This is a genomic window from Halomonas sp. NO4 (genome assembly GCF_010994375.1).
Classification (GTDB): domain Bacteria; phylum Pseudomonadota; class Gammaproteobacteria; order Pseudomonadales; family Halomonadaceae; genus Halomonas.
On sequence record NZ_WHMA01000040.1, the window covers coordinates 784 to 23,181 of the forward strand.

The following is a 22,398-nucleotide window of genomic DNA, read 5'->3' on the forward strand; positions in this document are numbered from 1 at the left end:
GCGCAAGTAGTCGAACCATTTGTCGCGGTGCTGCAGTTTGGCCAGGGGCGTGCCGGTGAGGGCGTTGAACGTCTTGTGACACGCGGGATTCCGACACCGATACCGCTGCAGGCCACCGCTGCGCCCCCACTTGACAGAGCGTTCACCGCCACAGTGCGGGCATAGAAGGTGGGGGCTCTCGGTGTCGAGCAGGCTCTCCGCTTGGGATCTGATTTGCCCAATAAGCTGATCTGCGAGGTATTTCTTGAGATCGACAGGAAGGCTAGCCAGTGTCCGCTCGAGGGCTTCGAGGTCTGCTTGTTTCATGGTGTGCACCAGAGGCAAACTGGATATACAGTAGTCTATACAGTACTTTTGGAACACGCCAACAGCAGATACCAACATAGCCATATACAGCCAGCATCTAGGAACGGAAGGAGCAACGCATGGACGCGCACAGCCGAAATCCAAAGCTCATGGATCGCGTGAAGGCCACCATGAGGGTGAAACGCTACAGCCCTCGCACCGTGAAAACCTACTGCTACTGGATACGCTACTTCATTCGTTTCAATGGCGTGCGTCATCCCGCCAGCATGGGTGGCCCCGAGGTCAGAGCTTTCTTGGAGCACCTTGCGATACAGCGCCATGTGGCAGCGGCCACGCAGAACCAGGCACTGAATGCCATCGTGTTCCTCTATCGCCATGTGCTCGATCAGCCTCTCGGAGATATTGGCGATTTCGCGCACGCCAGGCAACCGCGCCGTCTGCCGGTGGTGCTGTCCCACGAAGAGGTGATACGCGTGCTGAATCAACTCTCGGGCCCCGTGCATTTGATGGCCACCTTGATGTATGGCTCGGGATTGCGGGTACTCGAAACCTGCCGACTGCGTGTACGCGATATCGACTTCGACCGCCAGGTACAGACGATAAGAGCCGGCAAAGGGGACAAAGACAGAACCACCCTACTCCCAGCTACCTGCATACCTTCCTTGCAGCATCGAATTACCATTGCCAAACAGCAACTTGAACATCGCCTGAATCATGACAGCGTGCCAGTGACGCTTCCCCATGCACTGGATCGTAAATATCCCAACGCAGGGATATCTCTGGCCTGGCAGTGGCTGTTTCCGGCTAGCCACCCCTGCTTCGATGAGACCGGGAAGGTGGTTCTTCACCATATCCACCCATCAGCGGTGCAGAAGGCCGTGAAGCAGGCAATGAGAGCGGCATCGTTACCGCGCCCCGGCTCCTGTCACACGTTGCGCCACAGTTTCGCCACTCAGCTGTTGAGTCAGGGTACGGATATCAGAACGGTACAGGAGCTGTTGGGACACAAGAGTGTCGAAACGACGCAAATCTACACCCACGTGCTGGGCAAAGGTTTTGCCGGCGTACGCAGCCCGCTGGGTTGAGGCTCGGGGGTATCCGGGCACGCTGCCGCCCCTACCTGGGCATGCTGCGATGACCCGTTGCCATCCATGCGGTAGTCCCTGCGTACGTCTTGGTCACTCTAGCCATCTTCAGCGGCCTTTGCCGTACCGTAACCAGCTGTTACGCCGAGGGCAACGCCAACGAAAGCATGAGGGAGGCTCAGGAATCACGCGGGGTTGTTGTTAGCTGGCTTCGCCCAGCATGCCGTCCAGCTCGCTCTCATCGACGCCGAGCATCTGCAGGATGTTGCGCTGGGCGGCATCGAGAATGCGCTGCCGCTCCTGCTCGCCGGGCAGGCTCTTGGCAATGGCCACGGCGCCTACCAGGGAGGCGAGAATGATACGGGCTTTGTCGGCGATGACTTCGCGGTCGGGTTCGAAGGGGAGTTTCTTCAGGCGGCTCAGGGCGATGAGCCGGGTTTCGAGCATCTTTTTCATGCGCAGGTAGGAGGCTTCGAACAGCGTACGGATTTCGGCGTTCTCATTACCGATCTCGTTGAACAGAACCGTCTCCGGCCCTGGTTTGTGCTTGCGTTCCAGCTCCTGGAGGTTCCAGCAGTTGGAAACCAGTTCGGTCAGGTGCTTCACCGAGAGCGGCCCCTTGACCAGCCGGGCCGCGCGACTGCTTTCCAGGGTTTCCCGCACCGAGGCATGGTAGAGGGCTTCCTTCGAGGAGAAGTGCGCATAGAAGGCGCCGTGGGTCATCTTGGCCAGCTTCATGATCTGGCCGATGGAGACCTTCTCGAAGCCCTTGCGGCTGAACAGCTCGATGGCCGACTTGAGGATGCGCTCCCGCGATTTGGCCTTGTGGTTCGTCGAGTAGGGCATGGCGATCTCGCTCCCACGCTGAATATTATCTTGATCATATCAAGCCGGCTGCTAGCGTGGCACAACCCAAGCCGTTCAGGAAATCACCATGCAATCACCGCTCGTCATCACCGGCATGGGCATGATCAGCCCGCTTGGTTGCGGCGTTCATGCCGGCTGGGAACGCCTGATTGCCGGCCGCTCCGGCATTTCCGCCATCACCCGCTTCGATACCGGCGAGCTGCCGATCAAGGTGGCGGGGGCGGTACCCGGTATCGCCGACGACCCGGAAGCCGGCCTCGATCCGGACCGTGTGCTCGACGCCAAGGAGCGTCGCAAGCTGGAGCTGTTCAGTCTCTACGCCATGGCCGCGGCCGAAGAGGCGCTGACCCAGGCCAACTGGTTCCCTTCGAGCGATGCGGAGCGAGAGGCCACCGCCACCATCGTGGGTTCCGGCATCGGTGGCTTCCCCACCATCACCCAGGCGCAGAACACCCTGTCGACGCGTGGCCACCGCCGGCTCTCCCCTTTCACCGTGCCGGCCTTCCTGGCCAACCTGGCGGCGGGCAATGTATCGATTCGCTATGGCTTCCGGGGGCCGCTGGGCTGCCCGGTAACGGCCTGTGCGGCTGGCGTGCAGGCCATTGGCGATGGAATGCGCCTGATCCGCAGCGGCGAGGCCGAGGTAGCCCTGGTGGGCGGCGCCGAGGCCTGCATCGACCCGCTCTCGCTGGCCAGCTTCAACGCCATGAAGGCGCTCTCCACCGAGCAGGACGAACCCGCCAAGGCGTCGCGCCCGTTCGATCAGGCACGCAACGGTTTCGTGATGGGAGAAGGCGCGGGGCTGCTGGTGATCGAAACCCTGGCCCACGCCGAGGCACGCGGGGCAACGCCGCTGGCCATTCTCAGCGGCTATGGCACCAGCTCGGATGCGCACCACATCACCGCCGGCCCTGAAGACGGCGCGGGAGCCGCGGCGGCCATTCGATCGGCGCTGAAGATGGCGGGGCTCTCTCCCGAGGCCATCGATCACATCAACGCTCACGCCACCTCGACACCGGTCGGCGACCGGGCCGAGATCGCGTCCCTGCGCAACGCCTTCGGCGACGCCCTGCCCGGCATTCCGATCTCCGCGACCAAATCGGCCACCGGCCATCTGCTCGGAGCGGCCGGCGGCGTGGAGAGCATCTTCTCCGCCCTTTCGGCCATGCACGACCGCCTGCCCCCGACCCTGAATCTCGAAAACGCCGACGAGGATCTGAGCGACCTGGATTTCGTCTCGGGCTCGGCACGCGAGCACCGCAGCCAACACGTGCTGTGCAACGGCTTCGGATTCGGCGGGGTGAATGCGGCACTGATCGTCAGTAAGGTGTAAGTAGCTCGAAGGCTCTCCGAGCGCATCGGCAGCGATGCGCCCGGGCGATCTCCTCCGCTCGTTGGCACCCATCGTCACTCCGCGACGATACGATCCCGCCCGTTCTGCTTGGCACGATAGAGATGCCGGTCCGCCTTCTCGATCAGGCTGAACGGGCCGCCGCCGTCCGCAGCAAATGCGGTGGCCACGCCCATGCTGACGGTGAGGGAGTTCGATACTTCCGACGTTTCATGGGGGATGGCCGCATCGCGGATGGACGTTCTGCAGCGCTTTGCCACCTGCCGAGCGGCTTTAAGGTCGGCTTCCGGCAAGACGAGCGCGAACTCCTCACCACCGAAGCGCCTTCAGCGCGCGGTAATCCGCCTCGTGATCGACACCCGACTTCGACTGCGCGACGCAGAAGCCGACGACCCGATCACGGTCTTCCGGACGCATGCGCTCAACCCAGTCGTCGATGGCGCGAGAGACGTAATCCCGGCAGGCGGAATGCTCCGCCATACCATCGAAGCGGCCGACGAGGCGCAGCACGTCCGCCATGGCGATGTCGGCGATGGAGAAGGCTCCGGCCAGCCATTCACGTTCGGCCAGAACCGACTCCATATGGTGAAGCCGGGACGACAGGAGCTTGTCCAGCATCTGCCTGCCTGGCATGTCTTCGGTATCGCCCGTGAACTGGAACAAGGACCAGGGCAGGCTCGACATCTCCACGGAGTTGAGCGCCGCGAACAGCCATTCGATGACTTCACTGCGGGCGCGCGGATCGGCAGGCATCAGCATCTCGCTGCGCTCGCCCAGATGCAGCAGGATCGCACCGCTCTCGACGCGATAGGGCAACCCGGCTTCCTCCAGCGCACGCGCAGGTCACGCACAGCAAACCACCGAAGTTGATGGATCGGGTGAAGGCTACCATGCGGGTAAAACGCTACAGCTCGCGAACCGAGAAGACTGCTACTGGATACGCTCCTTCATTCGTTTCAATGGCGTATGGCATACTGCCAGCATGCGTTAAAATCTTGGATTGATACTCAGCGACAGCATGGCCGATAGATGACATAATGGCCTTCCCGATTTCTGCTGCAACTCATTGAAAGCGCCCTGTACGACCTGCATGTCTCGCTGACTCTTGGGGGCCCGGTCAATAATGCCTGCGGCCACCAGGCGTGCGACCACATCGCTGGTCAATAAAAACGTATCCTTTCCGACCAAACGTAAAAATCCGGCACCCGAGCGTCCGCCTAAGCGAGCGCCATGTTTGGCCAGTAAACGCCACAAGCCGATAATATCGGCACTCGGCCAGTTGGCGATGAACTCGCCGAAACTGCTGCCCTGCTCCTGGCGAATATCCAGAATGAACTGGGCGTTTTTCGGGATGGTCTGCAGCTTGGTGCGGTGACGAATGATTCGGTCATTCTTCATATAGCCTTCGATTTGCTCTGGACTGAGCAACACCATTTTCTCGGGTTCAAAGCCCCAGAAGGCGTCTTCGAAGGCAGGCCACTTGGCATCGACCACCGAATGTTGCATGCCGGCCTGAAATACCCGCTGGCTCATGGCCGAAAGGTAGCGATCATCCCCCTTCTGCTTCAACTCGTCAGGAGTCAGCGCTTTGGGCAGGAAGGCTTCCATGGCCTCGTCAGATTCAAAACGCTTGCGTACGGTGTCGTAAAGCCAGCGGTAGTCAAGTGTCATGCTTTTCTCAATGGGAGAAATGGAATCAGTACCTACCGAGCGTTCCATGCCCCGGCGGCACGGGCGGCGTGCAGTTTCTGGTAGTTCTCGATCAGGCCCTGATGACTCTCCAGGCCTTCCCGTTTCATGCTCGTCGGGGTAAGGCCGTGGAATCGCATATAACGCGCTCCTGGATCTGTACCGATGAATGAGCACTAACGCCTGAGTTGAGGGGCTTTTGCGAAGCAGGCGCAGCCTTCGTAGCAAAAGTCCCTCTCCAACGATTTGTTAGACGCCATACCGTGGATTTCGCTATTCCGGTCGGTCATGCTGGCGGGAAGGGCCTCGCGGGCGGCGTCGCCAGCGTGATGAGGTTGCCGTCGGGATCGCGCAACTGCGCCAGCGTCGAATAGTCGCCCGGAATGTCGTCCCCGAGCGCGATCCCCAGGCCCTGCAGCCGGCGGCGCTCGGCTGCTAGATCGTCGACGTAAAGAAACATTACGCCTTTGCCGGCGATCTCGTCGCTACTTGAAAGCATCAACCCGCCCTGGTCGAAGAGCTCCCACTGCACTAACGTGCCCATCGGCCGGTGATCCGGTCCGCGACCGAGCAGTTTCGTATACCAGCCCTCGGCCGCAGCAAGATCTGCGGTGAGCAATGCGGTGTAGATCTTCTGCAGGTTCATTTGTTCTCCTCCGAGCCGGGCTCTGTGTGACCGATGCCAGCAGTGACAAAGAAGACTCTCATTCTGCCGGATACGTGTGAAGGCGCCTAACGCCAGCCAGCATGCGCGGCTACGGAATGGAGGCGAAGCCACAATGTAGTAGACGTCGCCGTGCCTGGCCTGCATAGATCGCTGCCTACGTGCCGACTTTCCAGACAGAGAGGGTCAGAGTATGCAAGAGGGCCGATGGATGCAAAACGGCGGTTAGTCGGAGAGGGCGGGGAGCACGGAAACGCCCTCCCCGTCGTGACCGCCGCTGGAATGGGCGATGACGGAGAGGGCGCAGGAAGGGAGGCTTACGAGGTGGCGATGCCGGCCCTGGCGGCGCGGGCGGCGTGCAGTTTCTGGTAGCTATCGATCAGGCGCTGGTGCCTCTCCAGGCCTTCCAGATTCATGCTCGTCGGGGTCAGGCCGTGGAAGCGCACCTCGCCAGTCACCGAGCCGACCACGGCGTCCATGGTCTCGTTGCCGTACATGCGCCGCAAGTTGTAGAGGTAATCCTCCAGCTCCAGCTCGTCGTCCAGGGCGATCTCCAGCACCGCCTGCGCCGCGCGGTAGAAGAGCTCGCGCTCGACGGTGTTGTCGTGGAACTGCAGGAACATCTCGACCCGCTCCAGCGCTTCCTCGTGCTGGCCGAGCGCCAGGTTGAGCAGCAGCTTCAGCTCGAGAATGGTGAGCTGGCCCCAGACGGTGTTCTCGTCGAACTCGATGCCGATCAGGGTGATGATATCCATCTGCTCGTCGAGCTGGCTCTCCTCCAGGCGCTCGAGCAGGTCGGTGAGCTGCTGATCATCCAGGGAATGAATGTTCAGGATGTCCTCGCGGAACAGCAGCGCCATGTTGGTGTTGTCCCACACCAGGTCCTCCACGGGATACACCTCGGAGTAGCCCGGCACCAGGATGCGGCACACCGGCGCGCCCAGTTCCTCGTACACCGCCATGTAGGCCTCCAGGCCCATGTCGGCGAGGATGCCGAACAGGCTGGCCGCCTCTTCGCGGTTGGTGCCGGAGAAGTCCCACTCGCAGAATTCGACGTCCGCCTTGGCGCTGAAGAAGCGCCAGGAGATCACCCCCGACGAGTCGATGAAGTGCTCGACGAAGTTATTGGGCTCGGAGACGGCGAGCGAATTGAAGGTGGGCGGCGGTAGGTCGTTGAGGCCCTCGAAGCTGCGCCCCTGCAGCAGCTCGGTGAGGCTGCGCTCGAGCGCCACCTCGAAGCTGGGGTGCGCGCCGAACGAGGCGAACACGCCGCCGGTGCGCGGGTTCATCAGGGTCACGCACATGACCGGGAACTGCCCGCCGAGAGAGGCATCCTTGACCAGCACGGGGAAGCCCTGCGCCTCCAGCGCCTCGATTCCCTCGAGGATGTCGGGGTACTTCTCGAGTACCTCCCGGGGCACGTCCGGCAGGGCGAGCTCCTCCTCGATGATCTGCTTCTTCACCGCCCGCTCGAAGATCTCCGAGAGGCATTGCACCTGCGCCTCGTGCAGGGTGTTGCCGGCGCTCATGCCGTTGCTGAGGTAGAGGTTCTCGATCAGGTTGGAGGGGAAGTACACCGTCTCGCCGTCTGAGTGGCGCACGAAGGGCAGCGAGACGATGCCGCGCTCGACCTTCCCGGAGTTGGTGTCGATCAGGTGCGAGCCGCGCAGCTCGCCCTCCGGGTCATAGATCGCCCGGCAGTGGTCGTCCAGGATGCCCGCCGGCAGCGCGTCGTTCGGCCCAGGCTGGAACCACTCCTCGTTGGGGTAGTGGACGAAGGCGCTGCCCGCGATCGCCTCGCCGAAGAACTGGTCGTTGTAGAAGAAGTTGCAGTTCAGGCGCTCGATGAACTCGCCCAGCGCCGAGCACAGCGCGCTCTCCTTGGTGGCGCCCTTGCCGTTGGTGAAGCACATCGGCGAGGCGGCGTCGCGAATGTGCAGCGACCACACGTGCGGCACGATGTTGCGCCACGAGGCGATCTCGATCTTCATGCCGAGATCGGCGAGGATGCCCGTCATGTTGGCGATGGTCTGCTCCAGCGGCAGGTCCTTGCCCTCGATCCAGGTGCCCTTCTCGCCACTCCCCTCGCCCAGCGCCTTGCCCATCAGCAGCGCCTGGGCGTCCTCGTCGATGTTCTCCACCGCCTCGACCTGAAACTCGGGACCGGTCTGCACCACCTTCTTGACGGTGCAGCGGTCGATGGCGCGCAGGATGCCCTGGCGGTCCTTGTCGGAGAGGTCCGCCGGCAGCTCGACCTGGATCTTGAAGATCTGCTGGTAGCGGTTTTCCGGGTCGACGATGTTGTTCTGCGACAGGCGGATGTTCTCGGTGGGGATGTCCCGCGCGTTGCAGTACACCTTGACGAAGTACGCCGCGCACATCGCGGAAGAAGCCAGGAAGTAGTCGAACGGGCCGGGGGCCGAGCCGTCGCCCTTGTAGCGGATGGGCTGGTCGGAGATGACGGTGAAGTCGTCGAACTTGGCCTCCAGGCGGAGGTTGTCGAGATAGTTGACCTTGATTTCCATGGGACACCGGAGGGTTTGGCGTGGGCAGCACGAGGCGGAAAACCCACCATTATCCAGCTTTTGCCGCCCTCCGTCTTGGGCGGTGAGCAAAAAATCCGCCCGGGCTTAGGGCACGCCGAGGATGCGCCACCGGCGTGCTGATGCTGCCCCGGCACGATGGGCCTATGGCGCCCCGGGTGCGGTCACTCCACCTCCAGGGCGGCGCGGGTGGCCGGCCCAACGATGCCGTCCACCGTCAGCCCCTCCCGGGCCTGAAAGGCGATCACGGCCTGCTCCGTGGCGGGGCCGAAGATGCCATCCACGGTCAGCTCGAGACCGGCGTTGGCGAGCGCCTCCTGAACCCGGCGTACCGCCTCGCCACGCAGAAACGGGCGACGCAGCGCGAGCACCCGCCAGGTGGCCTCCTCCGCCGAGGCGCGTACCGGCTCCGTCGTCGTCAGCACGCTTTCATCGATGTGCACCCCGCGTACCCTGAACGGCAGGGCGAGATCCCAGCTATCTGCGTCGCACAGCGCCTGGAGGCTGTCCATGCGGTAGACGGTCCGCCGCAGCAGGCGGTTGGCGTGGCCGGCGAGCCAGTCGCGGCGGACCTGCAGATAGGCCTGCAGCCAGGCGTGTTCGCCGAGGGCATCCGGACTGCCTTGCTCCGCTTCCGTGCGTCGGCGCATGAAGCCCCAGGAGCCGTGAATGTGGCTGTCATAGACGATGGCATGCCCCAGTGCCGAGTGCGCACCGACGGCCTCGGCGGAGCGTGCCGCAGGCGCCCAATAGACGCGGTCGAAGAACGCATCCTGGGTCTCCTGCATCACCGGATCGCTGCCGGCGGATTCCAGCAGCCGGTGCAAGTCGGTGTCCCCGTCGAGGGCGAGGTCGCAGGCCTCGAGGCGCCCCAGATAGGGGCGCAACTCCGCGGCATGGGCCGCGTCGTCGGCATCGCAGTAGTTGCGGATCAGCAGGTGAAGATTGCCGCTGGCCAGGGTCGTCTGGGCGCGACCATAGGTCAGGTGGCCGGAATCGCCGGCCAGCAGCGTGACCTTGCCGTACTCCCCGCGGGCCCGGCCGGTCTCGAAGACGTTGACGATGGCCTGGGCGGCGGCCTTCTGCCGTGGGGTGATCATGGGCACCTTCCTGTTCTTGTCTACCAGGCACGCCCTCCCGCACTTCATGGCTCGCCCTGTCTCGCTGACGTGCCCCGGCGGCGCGTCTCAGGGCGTCGGGGCCGTCACTCCGGAATAGCACACGCCGCTGAGCAGCGCCATCTCGCGGTTCCAGGTGGCCAGGTCGTCGGGGTTGAAGCCCGCCAGGCTGTCGTGGCCGCAGGCACGGGCCATCATCTGCATCAATTCCACCGAAGCGCGCAGAAACTGCTCGAGCTGTCGGGAGGACTTGTCGACATCCAGCCGCTGGCGCAGGTCCTCCCGCTGGGTGGCGATGCCCGCCGGGCAGTTGTTGGTATTGCAGATGCGCGCCGACACGCAGCCGATGGACTGCATGGCGCTGTTGGCGAGCGCCACGCCATCGGCGCCCAGGGCCATGGCCTTGACGAAGTCGATGGGCAGGCGCAGGCCGCCGGTGACGATCAGGGTGACGCGCCCGCTGGCTCCCTGGGCATCGAGGTAGCGCCGCGCGCGAGCCAGCGCCGGGATGGTCGGCACGCTGATGTGATCGCGGAACATCGTCGGCGCCGCCCCGGTGGCACCACCTCGGCCGTCGAGGATGAGGTAGTCGGCGCCGGCATCCAGGGCGAACTGGATGTCGCGCTCGATGTGATTGGCGCTGAGCTTGAAGCCGACGGGTATGCCGCCGGTGACCTCGCGCACCCGGTCGGCGAAGCGCCGGAAGTCCGCCACGCCGTGCAGGTTCTCGAAGGTGGCCGGAGACTGGGCCGGTTCGCCCTCGGTCAGGCCGCGCACCTGGGCGATCTTGCCGACGTTCTTGTTGCCCGGCAGGAAGCCGCCGGTGCCGGTCTTGGCACCCTGCCCACCCTTGAAGTGGAAGGCCTGGACCTTGTCGAGCAGCGCCTCGTCGTAGCCGAACTGGGCGCTGGCCAGCTCATAGAAGTAGCGGGAGTTTGCCTGCTGCTCCTCGGGCAGCATGCCGCCCTCGCCGGAGCAGATGCCGGTGCCGGCGAGCTCGGCCCCGCGGGCCATGGCGACCTTGGCCTCCTCGGAAAGCGCCCCGAAGCTCATGTCGGAGACCAGCAGCGGCATCTCGAGCGTCAGCGGCTTCTTGGCCTCGGGGCCGACCACCAGCCGGGTCGCCACCTCAGCGTCGTCGAGCAGCGGCTGGGTGGCGAGCTGCGCCACCATCAGCTGCAGGTCGTCCCAGTGCGGCAGGGTATGGCGCGGCACGCCCATGGCTGCGACGGGCCCGTGGTGCCCCACGCCCTCCAAGCCTTCCCGGGCCAATTGGTGGATGAACTCCACCGTGGGCTCTTCCTCGGTATTCTTGGCCTTGGGGGCCTTCTCCGGCCCTTCACCGCTCTCGGCACTCTCAGCGTTCTCAGGCTCCGGGGCCTCCTGGCCCACCTGGGCCTTGTCGAAGTGCTTGTGGGTACCGTCGCAGTAGGGGGCATCGCCGGTCTGCTTGCACTGGCACAGGACAGCGTCCTCGTCCTTCTCGGCGGTGAAGACCTTGGGGCTGAAACCGGTCCCCTTGTGAGAGCCGTCGCAGAAGGGTTGATCGTTGGAACGACCGCAGACACACCAGGCGTACTCCTTGCCCTTCTCGAGCTGTACCTTCTGCGGTTTGTTGTCGGCGATGACCGGCTGGCTCATGGCTGGCTCCTCTGTCGGGAAAATCGACGGTGTCGTCGACAGTCTGGAAGAGGGCCGACGGCCTTGCCAGTTTCGCCCAGGTCAGGGCATCAGGACGATTCATCCTCGAGGGTTGTCCTGCCACCATCCTCATCCTGAGAAGTCGCTGCGTCGCCATCACTGGCGTACTTGATCCAGGTCTTGCCCAGGTGGTTGCGCAGCTCCTGGCCGATACGCTCGGCGTCACGCGCTTCCAGTGCGGCCATGATGGCCTCGTGCTCCGCCATGGCAACGGACCACTTGTCGTTCTTCTGATTGGAGAGATAACGCACCCGATACAGCTGACGGCTCAGGTTGGCATGGATTTCGATCAGCGAGGCATTGCCCGATAGCGAGACGATGCGGTTATGGATCTCCTGATTGAGCCGGAAGTAATTCTGCCGGTCGCGACGCAGAAAAGCGGCTTTCATCTCATAGTGCAACGCTTGCAGTTCAGCGATGTCGTCATCCGTTGCGTTCTCGCAGGCCAGTTCCGCAGCCCCTTGCTCCAGCACGCTCAGCACGTAGGCCTTTTCCTTCATGTCCGCCGGACTGACATCCGCCACCACGGCCCCACGATGCGGCGAAAGCACCACCAGCCCCTCGGTAGCCAGGATCTTGAGGGCCTCGCGCATGGGGGTGCGCGATACCTTCAGTTCCTGGGCCAGGGTGCGCTCGGGGAGTCGCTGACCTGGCTGGAAGTGATCCATCACGATGTGCTCGCGCAGATAGTTGGCGACCTTCTCGACGAGACCGGCAGGGCTCGTCTGTTCCGCGGCTTGCATTTGATTCATTGCACTGAGTCCCTCTGTATTCTGGAAGAATGGCATACCACATCTCGCCTTTCAAACATCACCCCAAGCTTCGAACCATTTAATTAAATGTTAATTTCCAACAACCTATGCAACATATGTCTCAGCCTGCTACCAAAGTCTCAAAGGGATGACATTGACCCCAAAAATGGCATACCACTACATTGCTTACAGATGATCACTGACCCACTACCCGGGTCACCATTAAGGGCTGCCATGAGTGACGCCCGACTCAGTACCGGGGACACATTGCGCACATGAACTATTTGCAATACTTTGATTCTGAACGAGTTGTAGAAACCTGCGTCGCCGGGGCCGGGGATTTCGGGCGCGGTATCCTACGCCAGGCACAGCAGATGCCGGCCCTGTCGGCGCGCATTGCGATCGATGTGAGTCCCGATACGGCAGCCCAGGCACTGCGCCTGTCGGGCGTGCCGGATTCGCAAATTATGGTATGCCACTCCCCGGAGCAGGCGCAGAGTGCGTGGCAATCCGGTCACTACGTCGCTGCTGGCAGCCTGGAGTCGGTCAAGCACCTGCCATTCGACATCCTGGTCGAATCGACCGGCATACCAAATGTCGGGGCCTATCATGCTGAAGCCGCTATCCTCGCTGGCAAACACGTAGGCATCGCTACCAAGGAGACCGAATCGGTAGTCGGTCCTTATCTGACACGGCTGGCCGAGCGGCATGACCGGCTCTTCACCCCGCTCGACGGCGACCAACCCAGTCTGCTGATCGGGCTAGTAACCTGGGCGCAGACACTCGGCTTCGAGATCGTCGCTGCCGGCAAGAGCAGCGAATATGACTTCATCTGGGACGAGGCAGACGGTGCCATTTGGTGCAATGGCAATCGTTATTCGGCCCACGAGCTAGCCCCGCTGTGGACGCTGCCCAACGGCGAGGAGCGAGCCACTGTCCAGGCACGCAGCAAAGTGCTGTCAGCCATCCCGCAGATATCCGTCCCGGACCTCTGTGAGATGACCAATGTGGCCAATGCCACCGGCCTGGTACCCGACCTCCCCGAGTTCCATGCCATGGTGCTTCGGACCGATGAAGTTCCGAGCCTGCTCGATCTGCAGGAGTTCGGGGGTGTCCTTCAGGGCACCGGCCGACTGGAAGTCTTCAACTGTCTGCGCCGGCCCGATGAAGTCAGCTTCGCAGGAGGGGTATTCGTCATCGTCCGCTGCGAAGACCCTGAGGCCTGGGAACTGCTGCGCGGCAAAGGGCATGTGCTCAGCCGCAGCGGCAAGGCCGCCATGGTATACCTCCCTCGCCACCTGCTGGGTCTGGAAGCTCCGATCTCGCTACTGGATGCTGTGCAGAAAGGCTTGCCTTCCGGGGGCGGTCCCGCCACCGCGCCGCATGTCGACTTGATTGCCCGTACCACGCAGGCCTTCACGCCCGGGCAGCGTCTCGAGATGAAAGGCCATCATCGCCACATCGAGGGGCTGCGACCGGAAGTCCATCCCGCCTCTGCGTTGTCGGGAGAATCCCCAGTGCCCTTCTACCTGCTTCCCGACGCCGAAATTGTCCGTCCCGTAGCGGCGCATCAACCAATCACCCTAGCGGATGTCGCTCTGCCGGATTCGCACCTGCACCGGCTGCGCCAGGCGCAAGACACTTTGTTCTTCCCAGACCCGCCTTCATCCACCCAACAGAAGGAGACCTCCCCCTCGTCCATTTTGTGACCGTCAACCCATTCATCCACGAACACCGTCATAACAACCATCACAGGAGCATGTCATGTTCAACAAGCGCTCTCTCGTCGTCGCCAGCTCCCTCGGTCTGGCCCTGATGTGCAGCACCACCGCAGCGGTTGCCAGCGATGCCGCCGCCGACTTTCCCTCCAAGCCCCTGCAATTCCTGGTGGCTGCCGGCGCAGGCGGGGGGACCGACAACTTCACGCGTACCGTCAAGCCGATGCTGGAGGAAGTGCTGGGCGTTCAGTCCACCGTGATCAATCTGCCGTCGGCGTCCGGTGCTCTGGCCCACCAGCGCACAGCCAACAGCGAACCGGATGGCCATACTCTCGACTTCGCTTCTTCGACTCTGGTGACATCACTGGCTGCGGGTCAGAACCCCACTGGTCTCGACGAGCTGACGCCAGTGGCACGGATGCAGTCGGACGTCATGACCCTGATCGTCGACCCTGACAAGTATCCCGACTTCGAAGCCTTCATGGCACACGCTGAGGAGAACCCTGGCGATATCATCATCGGCGGCACCCACGCGGCCAGTCCTGACCGCATGGCGTTCCTGGCCTTCCGCGACGCCTCCGGGCTCGATATCAACTTCATTCCCTACGATGAAGAGGGCAGTGTTTCGGCCAACGTGATGGGCGGCAATATCGACGGCATGTTCGGCGAGATCAGCTCGATCCTGAGCTACATGGAATCGGGCGATATGATGCCGATTCTGGTATTCGCCGAGGAGCGGCTGGGTAACTTCCCTGACATTCCCACCACTGTGGAGAACGGCTGGAACCTCACCGATGGCAACGAGCGCGGCGTGTTCGTCAACGCCGAGACGCCCGCTGAGATCGTGGGCAAGCTCGAGTCTGCCTTCAAGGAAGTCTATGACTCCGATGCATATCAGGAGTACGAGGAGCGGGTGAACCTGCATTATCGCGAAGGCTGGATGGGCAGCGAAGCCTACGGCCAGAAGCTGCAGGAGAACTACGAACAATACAAGCGCCTCCTCGAGGACAGCTAAGACCCAGCTCATCATGAGCATGAGCGAGTGGATCGTGCCTGGCCCGCTGGACCAGGCACGATCCGGCCTTTCTTCATTCGTGCCACCGCCATCATCCCGCAGGTAGCACGTCTCTCTCCGGGCCCGAACATGCAAGCCAAGGTTACGCTATTCGCCATTGCCATCCTGCTCCTCGCGCTGGTGGGACTCGTTCCTACGCTGCAACTCCCCAGTGCCGAAGAGGTCTCGACGTTCATTGGCCCGCGGCTCTGGCCGCTGACCCTGCTTATCATCCTGCTGGGGCTGGGCAGCTTCTTGCTGCTGACGACGTGGCGCAGTGCCCGACGCGGCAGCAACCAGGAAGCCTCGCGAGACGCCGAGGCGGAAGTGCCGGCAGCGCGCCGCTTCTCCCTGGAGGCAAACCGCCACTGGTGGCTTATGGCCGGCACCCTGGCCTACACCCTGCTGATGCAAGCGATTGGCTTTCTACCAGCCACCATCGTGTTCACGCTGTTCTGTACCTGGCTACTGGGCGCGCGTCACTGGGGCCCTATCCTCGCCACCGTGACCGTCGCGATCGTGCTGATCCAGGGCGTCTTCTCGTTCCTGTTGGGAATTCCACTGCCTTGATCTAGGGGATTGACGATGTTTGAGAGTTTCCTGAGCGGGTTGGTAGTGGTCTTCCAACCCCTGAACTTGCTGACTTTGACCTCGGCCGTCTTTATCGGCTTTCTCGGCGGCGCCCTGCCTGGCATCAGCGGGGTCATTCTAGTGGTAATCCTGCTGCCAGTGACCTACGGCATGGATCCGACCGCCGCCTTCATGCTGCTTACCGCCATCTACGGTTCGACGGTGTTCTCTGGCCTGATCACCGCTATCCTCTACCGTGCTCCCGGTACGCCAGAAGCGGTGATGACCTCCTTCGACGGCTATCCGATGACCCAGCAAGGCCAGGCCGGCAAGGCACTGGGTATCGGTGTACTCAGCTCGGCTATCGGCGGTCTGGTGGGCACCATTGCGCTGATTGTCTTTACCCCCCTGCTCGCCTCGGTGGCCCTCAAGTTCTCCTCTCCCGAGTACTTTGCCCTCGCGATTCTCGGGCTGACCGTGGTGGCATCGCTGGGAGGTCGGCTGATCTTCGGCCTCATCGGAGCCGCCCTGGGCCTGTTGATCGCCACCGTCGGCATCGACCCGCTCACCGGCACCAGCCGCTACACCTTCGGCAGCCTTCACCTCGCCGAGGGCGTCGGTCTGATACCGGTCATCGTGGGCCTGTTCGCCGTCTCCGAAGTCATGAAGCGCAGCGTGACACAGGAAGTTCATCAGCCGATCAAGAAAGTCAGAATCAAGATTTTCGACATGCCTCTCCTGCGCCGCCTCGGTATCACGTTGTCGCGCTCATCCCTGCTCGGGGTGATCATCGGCATCCTGCCCGGTATCGGCGCGAGCACCGCTGCCATGGTCAGCTACAGCGAAGCAGTGCGCTGGTCCAGGCCCCCCGAAGGATTCGGCAAGGGAGCACCGGAAGGCATCGCCGCTCCGGAAGCCGCCAACAACGCGGCCGCCATGGGGGCACTGGTCCCCCTGTTTGCTCTCGGCATCCCTGGGAGCGGTACTACGGCCATCATCCTCGGTGCCTTCATCATGCACGGTCTGCAACCGGGTCCGATGTTCATGATGACTAGCAGCGATCTGATCTATGCGGTATTCGCCGGCCTGTTCATCGTCAATTTCATGATCCTGATCTTCTCGAAACCCTTCATTGCACTGTTCACCCGGCTGCTCAACGTCCCCTACTCAGCCCTGGGTCCCATCATCATCATGAGTTGCATCGTGGGCACCTACTCGGTACGCAATTCGATGTTCGATGTGTGGTTGATGCTGGGCTTCGGCGTGCTCGGCTTCCTGCTCGAGAAGCTCCGGTTCCCGCTGGTTTCGATCATTCTCGGCCTGGTCCTCGGCCCCATTGCTGAGAGCGAGCTGCGTCGTTCACTGGCCATGTCTCAGGGCGATCTGACGATCTTCTTCACGCGCCCTCTCAGTGCCACCCTGATTGTCATCTCATGCCTGCTGCTGATAGCCGCCATCGTGATGCCCCTGCGCAAGCGCGCGCGCATGAACACAGCAGCCTCCTAACCCTGACAAGCGGAGACTTCCATGACACTAGTGCTGGGTGCCATCGCCGACGACTTCACCGGGGCCACGGATCTCGCCAACAACTTGGTGCGCGCCGGCATGCGATGCGTGCAAACCATCGGCGTGCCGGATGCCCACTTGTCACTCGACGACGTCGATGCCGTGGTGGTGGCCCTGAAATCTCGTTCCACCCCGGTAAAGCAGGCAATGGCCGACTCCCTGGCGGCGCTGGAGTGGCTGCAAGATCGGGGGACCCGACAGGTCTTCTTCAAGTACTGCTCGACCTTCGACTCCACCGCGGACGGCAACATCGGCCCGGTGGCGGATGCCTTGCTGGAGCGGCTGGGGGCGGACCAGACGGTGATGGTGCCGGCCTTCCCGGTCAACGGCCGGACCGTCTACCAGGGCCATCTTTTCGTCGGCGACCGCCTACTTAATGACAGCGGCATGCAGCACCATCCGCTCACCCCCATGACCGATGCCGACCTGGTTCGGGTACTGGGCCGCCAAACGCGGCACCCGGTGGGCCTGGCCGCGCGGCCGGTGCTGGCCCGCGGCACCGAGGCCACCCGCGCACATCTCGAGACGCTGGCCGCCGAGGGTGTTCGCCACGTGATCTGCGACACCCTGGATGAGGGTGACCTCGAGGTGTTGGCAGAGGCAGTCGTCAATTACCCGCTGGTTACCGGAGGGTCGGGGCTGGGCCAGGCACTGCCCGCGCAGTACCGCCGCCGTGGCTGGCTGGCCGAGGTGGCCGAACCGGGGCGCCTCGCTCCGGCCGCCGGCAGCGCCCTGGTGCTCTCGGGGAGCTGCTCGCGGGCCACCCTAGGCCAAGTGGCCCACTTCCTCGAGCGGCACTCTCCCGACTCCCCCCGGGGCTTTGCCCTGGATCCGCTGAAACTGGCCGAAGATGAGCGCCACCTGGCACAGGCCCTGGCTTTCGCCCGCGAGGCCCTCGCCGACAGCGGCCCGGTGCTGGTCTACGCCTCCGCCGACCCCGAGCGGGTCCAGGCCGCCCAGGCGGCCTTGGGTGTCGAACGTGCCGGCGAACTGGTGGAGCACGCCCTGGGAGAACTGGCACGGACTCTCGTCGATGAGGGCGTAGGGCGCCTGGTGGTAGCCGGAGGCGAGAGCTCCGGCGCCGTGGTCTCGGCGCTGGGCATCCGACAGCTGCGAATCGGCGATCAGATCGACCCCGGCGTGCCCTGGACCCAGGCGCCGCTGCCAGGCCGGGAAGCGCCACTGTCCCTGGCCCTCAAGTCGGGCAATTTCGGGGGCCCGGACTTCTTTACCCGCGCCTTTGAGGTGCTGCCATGAGCGATCAATCTATCAATGCACTTCGCGACCAGATCGCCACGCTGGGCCAATCGCTGTTCGACCGTGGCCTGACCATGGGTTCCAGCGGCAACATCAGCGTGCGGCTCGATGACGGCGGCTGGCTGATGACGCCCACCAATGCCTGCCTGGGGCGCCTCGACCCAGCGCGTATCTCGCGTCTGGATGCGAACGGCCGGCTACTCGACGGCGACAAGCCCACCAAGGAGCACTTCCTGCACACGGCGATGTACCAGGAGCGCCCCCAGTCCGGCGCCATCGTCCACCTGCACTCCACCCACTCGGTGGCGGTGTCCTGCCTGCCAGGCATCGATCCCTGCGACTGCATCCCGCCGCTCACCGCCTACTACGTGATGCGCGTGGGCCGGCTGCCGCTGGTGCCCTACCACGTGCCCGGCGATCCCGCCTTGGGCGATGCCGTGCGCGGCCTGGCCGGGGCACACAGCGCGGTGTTGTTGGCCAACCACGGCCCGGTGGTGGCCGGCAAGAGCCTCGAGGCCGCGGTCTACGCCACCGAGGAACTGGAGGAGACCGCCAAGCTGTTCCTGCTGCTGCAGGGAAAGAACCCGCGGGGCCTGACTCCCGAGCAGGTCGCCGAACTCGAGGCACGCTTCCCCCGGGACTGAAGGCCCGTCGGGGCCCTGCTCCGATGAGACAGTAACAGGCCGTGAAGTCCCCACCGCTCTCCAAACTCTGACTCGTCTCGCACCGGCTGCGCCTCACCGGCGCTGCCGGTGCGGTGACTGAGCGCCTGTTTCTGCATCCGCGTTCAGAACTCTGCCCACTCCTCGACATCCTCTGCAGGTTGCTTGTTGCGCGGCCGGGGCTTCGGGTCGACCTCCCTCGGCGGCGCGGCCTGCTGCTCGGACTCGGCCGGGCGCTCGTGGCTCGTGTGCGCCAGTTGGGCAGCCGGCGGGGGCGTGGCGGCGGCCCGGCCGTCGACACGGAAGGTGGCGATCAGTCCGGCGAGGCGCTTGGCTTGCTCTTCCAGCGAGGAAGCGGCGGCGCTGGTCTGCTGGACCAGGGCGGCGTTCTGTTGGGTCACCGAGTCCATTTCGGTGAGGGCGCTGTTGATCTGCTCGATGCCGCCATTTTGCTCGCGGGTGGCGGTGGAAATCTCGCCCATCAGGGCGCTGACCTGGCGGATCGATTCGACGGTCTCGCCGATGGTCGCCCCGCTGCGCTCGGCCTGTTCGGCACCGCTGGCGACCCGGGTGGTGGTCGCCTCGATCAGGGTGCGGATCTCCTTGGCGGAGTCGGCGCTGCGGCTGGCCAGCTTGCGCACCTCCTCGGCCACCACGGCGAAGCCGCGGCCGTGCTCGCCGGCGCGCGCCGCCTCCACCGAGGCGTTGAGTGCCAGGATGTTGGTCTGAAAGGCGATGGAATCGATTACGCCGATGATGTCGGTGACGCGGTTGGCGCTGTCGGCGATCTCGCGCATCAGCTTCACGGTACGCTCCACTTCCTGTCCACCGGACTCGGCCGTCTGCGAGGCGGAGGTGGCGAGTCGGTCGGCTTCCTGGGCCGTCTCGGTGTTGCGGCTGACGGTGCCGGCCATCTGCTCCATGCTGGAGGCGGTCTGCTGCAGGGCAGATGCCTGCTGCTCGGTGCGCGAGGAGAGATCCTGACTGCCCGAGGCGATCTCGCCGGCGCCGGTGAACACGCTGTCGCTGCTGCTGCGCAGCGAGACCACCAGCGTCCTGAGCTTCTCCTGCATGCGGTCGAGCGCGCGGAAGAGCTGACCGATCTCGTTGCGGCCGCGATCCTCGATATTCGCCGTCAGGTCGCCATCGGCGATGCGCTCGAAGTGGCCAATGGCCTGTCTCAGCGGCGTCACGACAATGCGCATCATCCCTAGGCGCAGCACCAGCGCGGCAATCAGGGCCACCACGAGCAGGGAAGCGGCGATGATGACCACCAGGCGGCCGACACTGCTCACCTCGGCAATCACCGCATCGCCGCGCTGTTCCGCATAGGCAATGAACTCCTCCATGGCGACATCCAGCGCCGCGCCCAGCATGGCTAGGTTCTCCTGGTTGCGCATCACCTGGAACGGCGTCTCGTCCATCAGCGGTTCGAGACCGTTGCTCACGTAATCCTCGTAGGCGTCGCTGATCGCCGTGACATAGGGTGCCCGCGGGTCGTCCGGTGCCACGGGTACCTGACGGAAGGCGTCGAAGCGCTCCTTGGCCGCCGCCAGGGCCGCCTTCGCCATGGCCTGGTTCTCGCGCCCCTTTTCGGCATTGCCCTGGGTGCTGTGGCTCGCGTAGCGGTCGAGCAGGGTTTGGGCGCGTAGCACATTGACCTGGGTGCGGTTGGCCAGGTTGACGAGCTGGACGTTGGTCTCGGCCAACTCGTGTACCGCGTCCTGGCTGGTGGCGTTGGCGTAGAAGGCCAGACCGCTGATCAGGCCGATGATCAGCACCAGAGTGGCGAGTGCGGCCGTCAGGCTCCATTTGATGGATAGCTGCTTCATGAGAGTGCCCCTATGCCTTGGTGTGGCGTCAGAAGTGGATCTACCTGACGGTCATCGGCACGCTGAGCACAAAGTTGAGCGGCAAGGCGTTGATCTACAAACGTAACGGGAGCACTTGGCGGCGCTCGGAAGCGTTTTCCCACGCCGCAGGCGACTCGGCTAGACTGGGAGGCTTCGGCCACCAGGGAAGATGCCATGTCTGCCACCCTCGAACAGCGCGCCCTGAAGCGCTCCATCGTCGTCACCCTGGCGGTCTCCAGCCTCGGGGTCACCTTCGGCCTACTCGCCGGCTCGCAGTCGATCCTGTTCGACGGCGTCTTCTCGACCATCGACGCCGCCATGTCGGGCCTGGCACTGCTGGTAGCACGACTGGCCGTGCGCGAGGCGAGCGCGCGTTTCCAGCACGGCTACTGGCATCTAGAGCCGCTGGTGGCGGGGTTGAACGGCAGCATCCTGCTGCTGCTGTGCTTCTACGCCTTCCTCAACGCGGTGCTCAACCTGATGGAGGGCGGACGCGAGCTCGCCTTCGACCTGGCCATTGCCTACGCCGTGGTGGTGGCCTGCGTCTGCTACGCCATGGTGGTCTACCAGCGGCGGATCAACCGCCACGCCCGCTCGGAGTTCGTGCGCATCGACATGCAGGGCTGGCTGATGGCGGCGCTGATCACCACGGCGCTGCTGGCGGCGTTCGTGATCGCGCTCGTCCTCGAGCGCACCGCCTGGGGGCACCTCACGCCCTACGTCGACTCCGCGTTGCTTGTGCTGCTGACCCTCGGCTTCCTGCCGGTGCCCATCGGTATCGTGCGCCGCGCCCTGCGCGAGATATTCCTGATCGCGCCGAACGAACTGGACCGCGAGGTCCACGCCGCCATGATCCCAGTGATGGCGCGCGAGGGACTGCTCGAGTACTACAGCCATGTGGCCAAGAGCGGGCGCGGCCACTTCATCGAGATACACATCGTCACCACGCCTGACTTCGCCGCCGGTGAAGGCGTCGCGGTGATGGACGAGATCCGCGAACAGATCGCTGCCGGTCTGACCCCACCGCCGGAACGACGCTGGTTCACGGTGGCTTTCACGGCCGATGAGCGCTGGGCCTGAGTCGTGCGGCCTCACGCTCATTCGGTTCATCTCACCATCTCGAGAGTGAGGCAGTTTTCCATTGAGCGGGTCGCCATGCCTCAGGCAGGATGGGAGACAGGAGAGCGAGTAAGGACGGATGAGCAACGGCATACCGCTGGAGGAGCCACATGCAACCGCTGAGCTATTACTACTACAACGTGCTGGAAGGCCTCGAAAAGCCGTACGACGTACCGGCGACCCGCCTGCAGGAAGGCTACGACATCCTGTATCGATATGGCGGACGCATCGAAATCGACCTGATGCGCAAGGCCGAGGAGGGCAATGCCAAGGGCGAGCCCTACCACTGGTACGAGGCTCTCGATGACGAGCAGCGGGCGAAACTGCACAAGGCTCTCGATGACGGCGACCCCGCCAAGATCCTCAAGATCATGCAGCGCAACGGCTATGCCGGTGTTCTGTATCACCATGCCTGGGAGCACTTTGGAGAGGCGTCGGGAGCCGCCTAGGTAGTGCGCTCCCGACCCATCGGGTAGGGGCCGGGGTTGCCCCCGGCGCCCTCCCACACCACCGGGCATACGGT

General features: G+C 63.8%; 21 protein-coding genes and 1 pseudogene. 10 read left to right on the forward strand and 12 right to left on the reverse strand.

Going from position 1 to position 22,398, the window contains the following annotated elements; translation table 11 throughout:
- A pseudogene (locus FEF15_RS17025) lies at positions 1–306 on the reverse strand (IS1595 family transposase); the annotation flags it as partial.
- Between the two features lie 119 nt (positions 307–425).
- Between FEF15_RS17025 and FEF15_RS17030 the strand changes: the two are divergent.
- Complete coding sequence (locus tag FEF15_RS17030) at positions 426–1,391, forward strand: integron integrase (protein ID WP_163560359.1); 966 nt, start codon at positions 426–428, stop codon at positions 1,389–1,391.
- A 201-nt stretch (positions 1,392–1,592) separates the two neighbouring features.
- Here FEF15_RS17030 and FEF15_RS17035 read toward each other — a convergent pair whose 3' ends face one another.
- Positions 1,593–2,237, reverse strand: a complete 645-nt coding sequence (locus tag FEF15_RS17035) for a TetR/AcrR family transcriptional regulator (RefSeq protein WP_163560360.1) — start codon at positions 2,235–2,237, stop codon at positions 1,593–1,595.
- A gap of 88 nt (positions 2,238–2,325) precedes the next feature.
- Here FEF15_RS17035 and fabF point away from each other — a divergent pair, with 88 nt between their 5' ends.
- Positions 2,326–3,591, forward strand: a complete 1,266-nt coding sequence (gene fabF / locus FEF15_RS17040) for a beta-ketoacyl-ACP synthase II (RefSeq protein ID WP_163560361.1) — start codon at positions 2,326–2,328, stop codon at positions 3,589–3,591.
- Positions 3,592–3,665: 74 nt separating this feature from the next.
- Here the strand turns inward: fabF and FEF15_RS17045 are convergent, their stop codons facing one another.
- The 9 genes from FEF15_RS17045 to FEF15_RS17085 all read right to left on the reverse strand — a co-directional run bounded on the left by FEF15_RS17045 (position 3,666) and on the right by FEF15_RS17085 (position 12,112).
- The gene (locus FEF15_RS17045) at positions 3,666–3,902 is read right to left on the reverse strand and encodes a diguanylate cyclase (RefSeq protein ID WP_163560362.1); all 237 of its coding nucleotides are present in this window, start codon (positions 3,900–3,902) and stop codon (positions 3,666–3,668) included.
- Between the two features lie 16 nt (positions 3,903–3,918).
- Complete coding sequence (locus FEF15_RS17050; RefSeq protein ID WP_205598565.1) at positions 3,919–4,425, reverse strand: hypothetical protein; 507 nt, start codon at positions 4,423–4,425, stop codon at positions 3,919–3,921.
- A gap of 171 nt (positions 4,426–4,596) precedes the next feature.
- Positions 4,597–5,280, reverse strand: a complete 684-nt coding sequence (locus tag FEF15_RS17055; protein ID WP_163560363.1) for a DNA-3-methyladenine glycosylase I — start codon at positions 5,278–5,280, stop codon at positions 4,597–4,599.
- A gap of 32 nt (positions 5,281–5,312) precedes the next feature.
- Positions 5,313–5,438: a hypothetical protein gene (locus FEF15_RS17060; RefSeq protein ID WP_163560364.1), complete on the reverse strand. Its 126-nt coding sequence runs from the start codon at positions 5,436–5,438 to the stop codon at positions 5,313–5,315.
- A gap of 146 nt (positions 5,439–5,584) precedes the next feature.
- Complete coding sequence (locus FEF15_RS17065) at positions 5,585–5,944, reverse strand: VOC family protein (RefSeq protein ID WP_163560365.1); 360 nt, start codon at positions 5,942–5,944, stop codon at positions 5,585–5,587.
- Positions 5,945–6,279: 335 nt separating this feature from the next.
- Positions 6,280–8,487, reverse strand: coding sequence for an OsmC domain/YcaO domain-containing protein (locus FEF15_RS17070; RefSeq protein WP_163560366.1), 2,208 nt, complete (start codon positions 8,485–8,487; stop codon positions 6,280–6,282).
- 182 nt (positions 8,488–8,669) lie between these two features.
- On the reverse strand, positions 8,670–9,605 hold the full coding sequence (locus tag FEF15_RS19505) for a peptidoglycan-binding protein (protein WP_163560367.1): 936 nt from the start codon (positions 9,603–9,605) through the stop codon (positions 8,670–8,672).
- Positions 9,606–9,692: 87 nt separating this feature from the next.
- Positions 9,693–11,264, reverse strand: coding sequence for a glutamate synthase-related protein (locus FEF15_RS17080; RefSeq protein ID WP_163560368.1), 1,572 nt, complete (start codon positions 11,262–11,264; stop codon positions 9,693–9,695).
- Between the two features lie 89 nt (positions 11,265–11,353).
- The gene (locus FEF15_RS17085) at positions 11,354–12,112 is read right to left on the reverse strand and encodes a GntR family transcriptional regulator (protein ID WP_240454222.1); all 759 of its coding nucleotides are present in this window, start codon (positions 12,110–12,112) and stop codon (positions 11,354–11,356) included.
- Between the two features lie 239 nt (positions 12,113–12,351).
- Here FEF15_RS17085 and FEF15_RS17090 point away from each other — a divergent pair, with 239 nt between their 5' ends.
- The 6 genes from FEF15_RS17090 to otnC all read left to right on the forward strand — a co-directional run bounded on the left by FEF15_RS17090 (position 12,352) and on the right by otnC (position 18,885).
- Positions 12,352–13,785 carry a flagellar biosynthesis protein FlgA gene (locus FEF15_RS17090; RefSeq protein WP_163560369.1) on the forward strand — a complete coding sequence of 478 codons (1,434 nt, stop codon included), beginning with the start codon at positions 12,352–12,354 and terminating at the stop codon, positions 13,783–13,785.
- 55 nt (positions 13,786–13,840) lie between these two features.
- Positions 13,841–14,809 carry a tripartite tricarboxylate transporter substrate binding protein gene (locus FEF15_RS17095; protein ID WP_163560370.1) on the forward strand — a complete coding sequence of 323 codons (969 nt, stop codon included), beginning with the start codon at positions 13,841–13,843 and terminating at the stop codon, positions 14,807–14,809.
- Between the two features lie 129 nt (positions 14,810–14,938).
- Positions 14,939–15,418: a tripartite tricarboxylate transporter TctB family protein gene (locus FEF15_RS17100; protein WP_163560371.1), complete on the forward strand. Its 480-nt coding sequence runs from the start codon at positions 14,939–14,941 to the stop codon at positions 15,416–15,418.
- 15 nt (positions 15,419–15,433) lie between these two features.
- On the forward strand, positions 15,434–16,924 hold the full coding sequence (locus FEF15_RS17105) for a tripartite tricarboxylate transporter permease (protein WP_163560372.1): 1,491 nt from the start codon (positions 15,434–15,436) through the stop codon (positions 16,922–16,924).
- A gap of 21 nt (positions 16,925–16,945) precedes the next feature.
- Positions 16,946–18,241 carry a 3-oxo-tetronate kinase gene (gene otnK / locus FEF15_RS17110; RefSeq protein WP_163560373.1) on the forward strand — a complete coding sequence of 432 codons (1,296 nt, stop codon included), beginning with the start codon at positions 16,946–16,948 and terminating at the stop codon, positions 18,239–18,241.
- Positions 18,238–18,885, forward strand: coding sequence for a 3-oxo-tetronate 4-phosphate decarboxylase (gene otnC / locus FEF15_RS17115; RefSeq protein WP_163560374.1), 648 nt, complete (start codon positions 18,238–18,240; stop codon positions 18,883–18,885). Before otnK ends, otnC begins: the two co-directional genes overlap by 4 nt.
- A gap of 143 nt (positions 18,886–19,028) precedes the next feature.
- Here the strand turns inward: otnC and FEF15_RS17120 are convergent, their stop codons facing one another.
- A complete protein-coding gene (locus tag FEF15_RS17120; protein WP_163560375.1) occupies positions 19,029–20,735 on the reverse strand; it encodes a methyl-accepting chemotaxis protein in 1,707 nt (568 codons plus the stop codon).
- 195 nt (positions 20,736–20,930) lie between these two features.
- On the opposite strand from FEF15_RS17120, the gene FEF15_RS17125 reads away from it, so the two are divergent.
- Positions 20,931–21,836 carry a cation transporter gene (locus FEF15_RS17125; protein ID WP_163560376.1) on the forward strand — a complete coding sequence of 302 codons (906 nt, stop codon included), beginning with the start codon at positions 20,931–20,933 and terminating at the stop codon, positions 21,834–21,836.
- Between the two features lie 149 nt (positions 21,837–21,985).
- Positions 21,986–22,324 (forward strand): hypothetical protein, encoded by a 339-nt coding sequence (locus FEF15_RS17130; RefSeq protein WP_163560377.1) that lies wholly within the window; start codon positions 21,986–21,988, stop codon positions 22,322–22,324.
- The last annotated feature ends 74 nt before the right edge of the window (positions 22,325–22,398 follow it).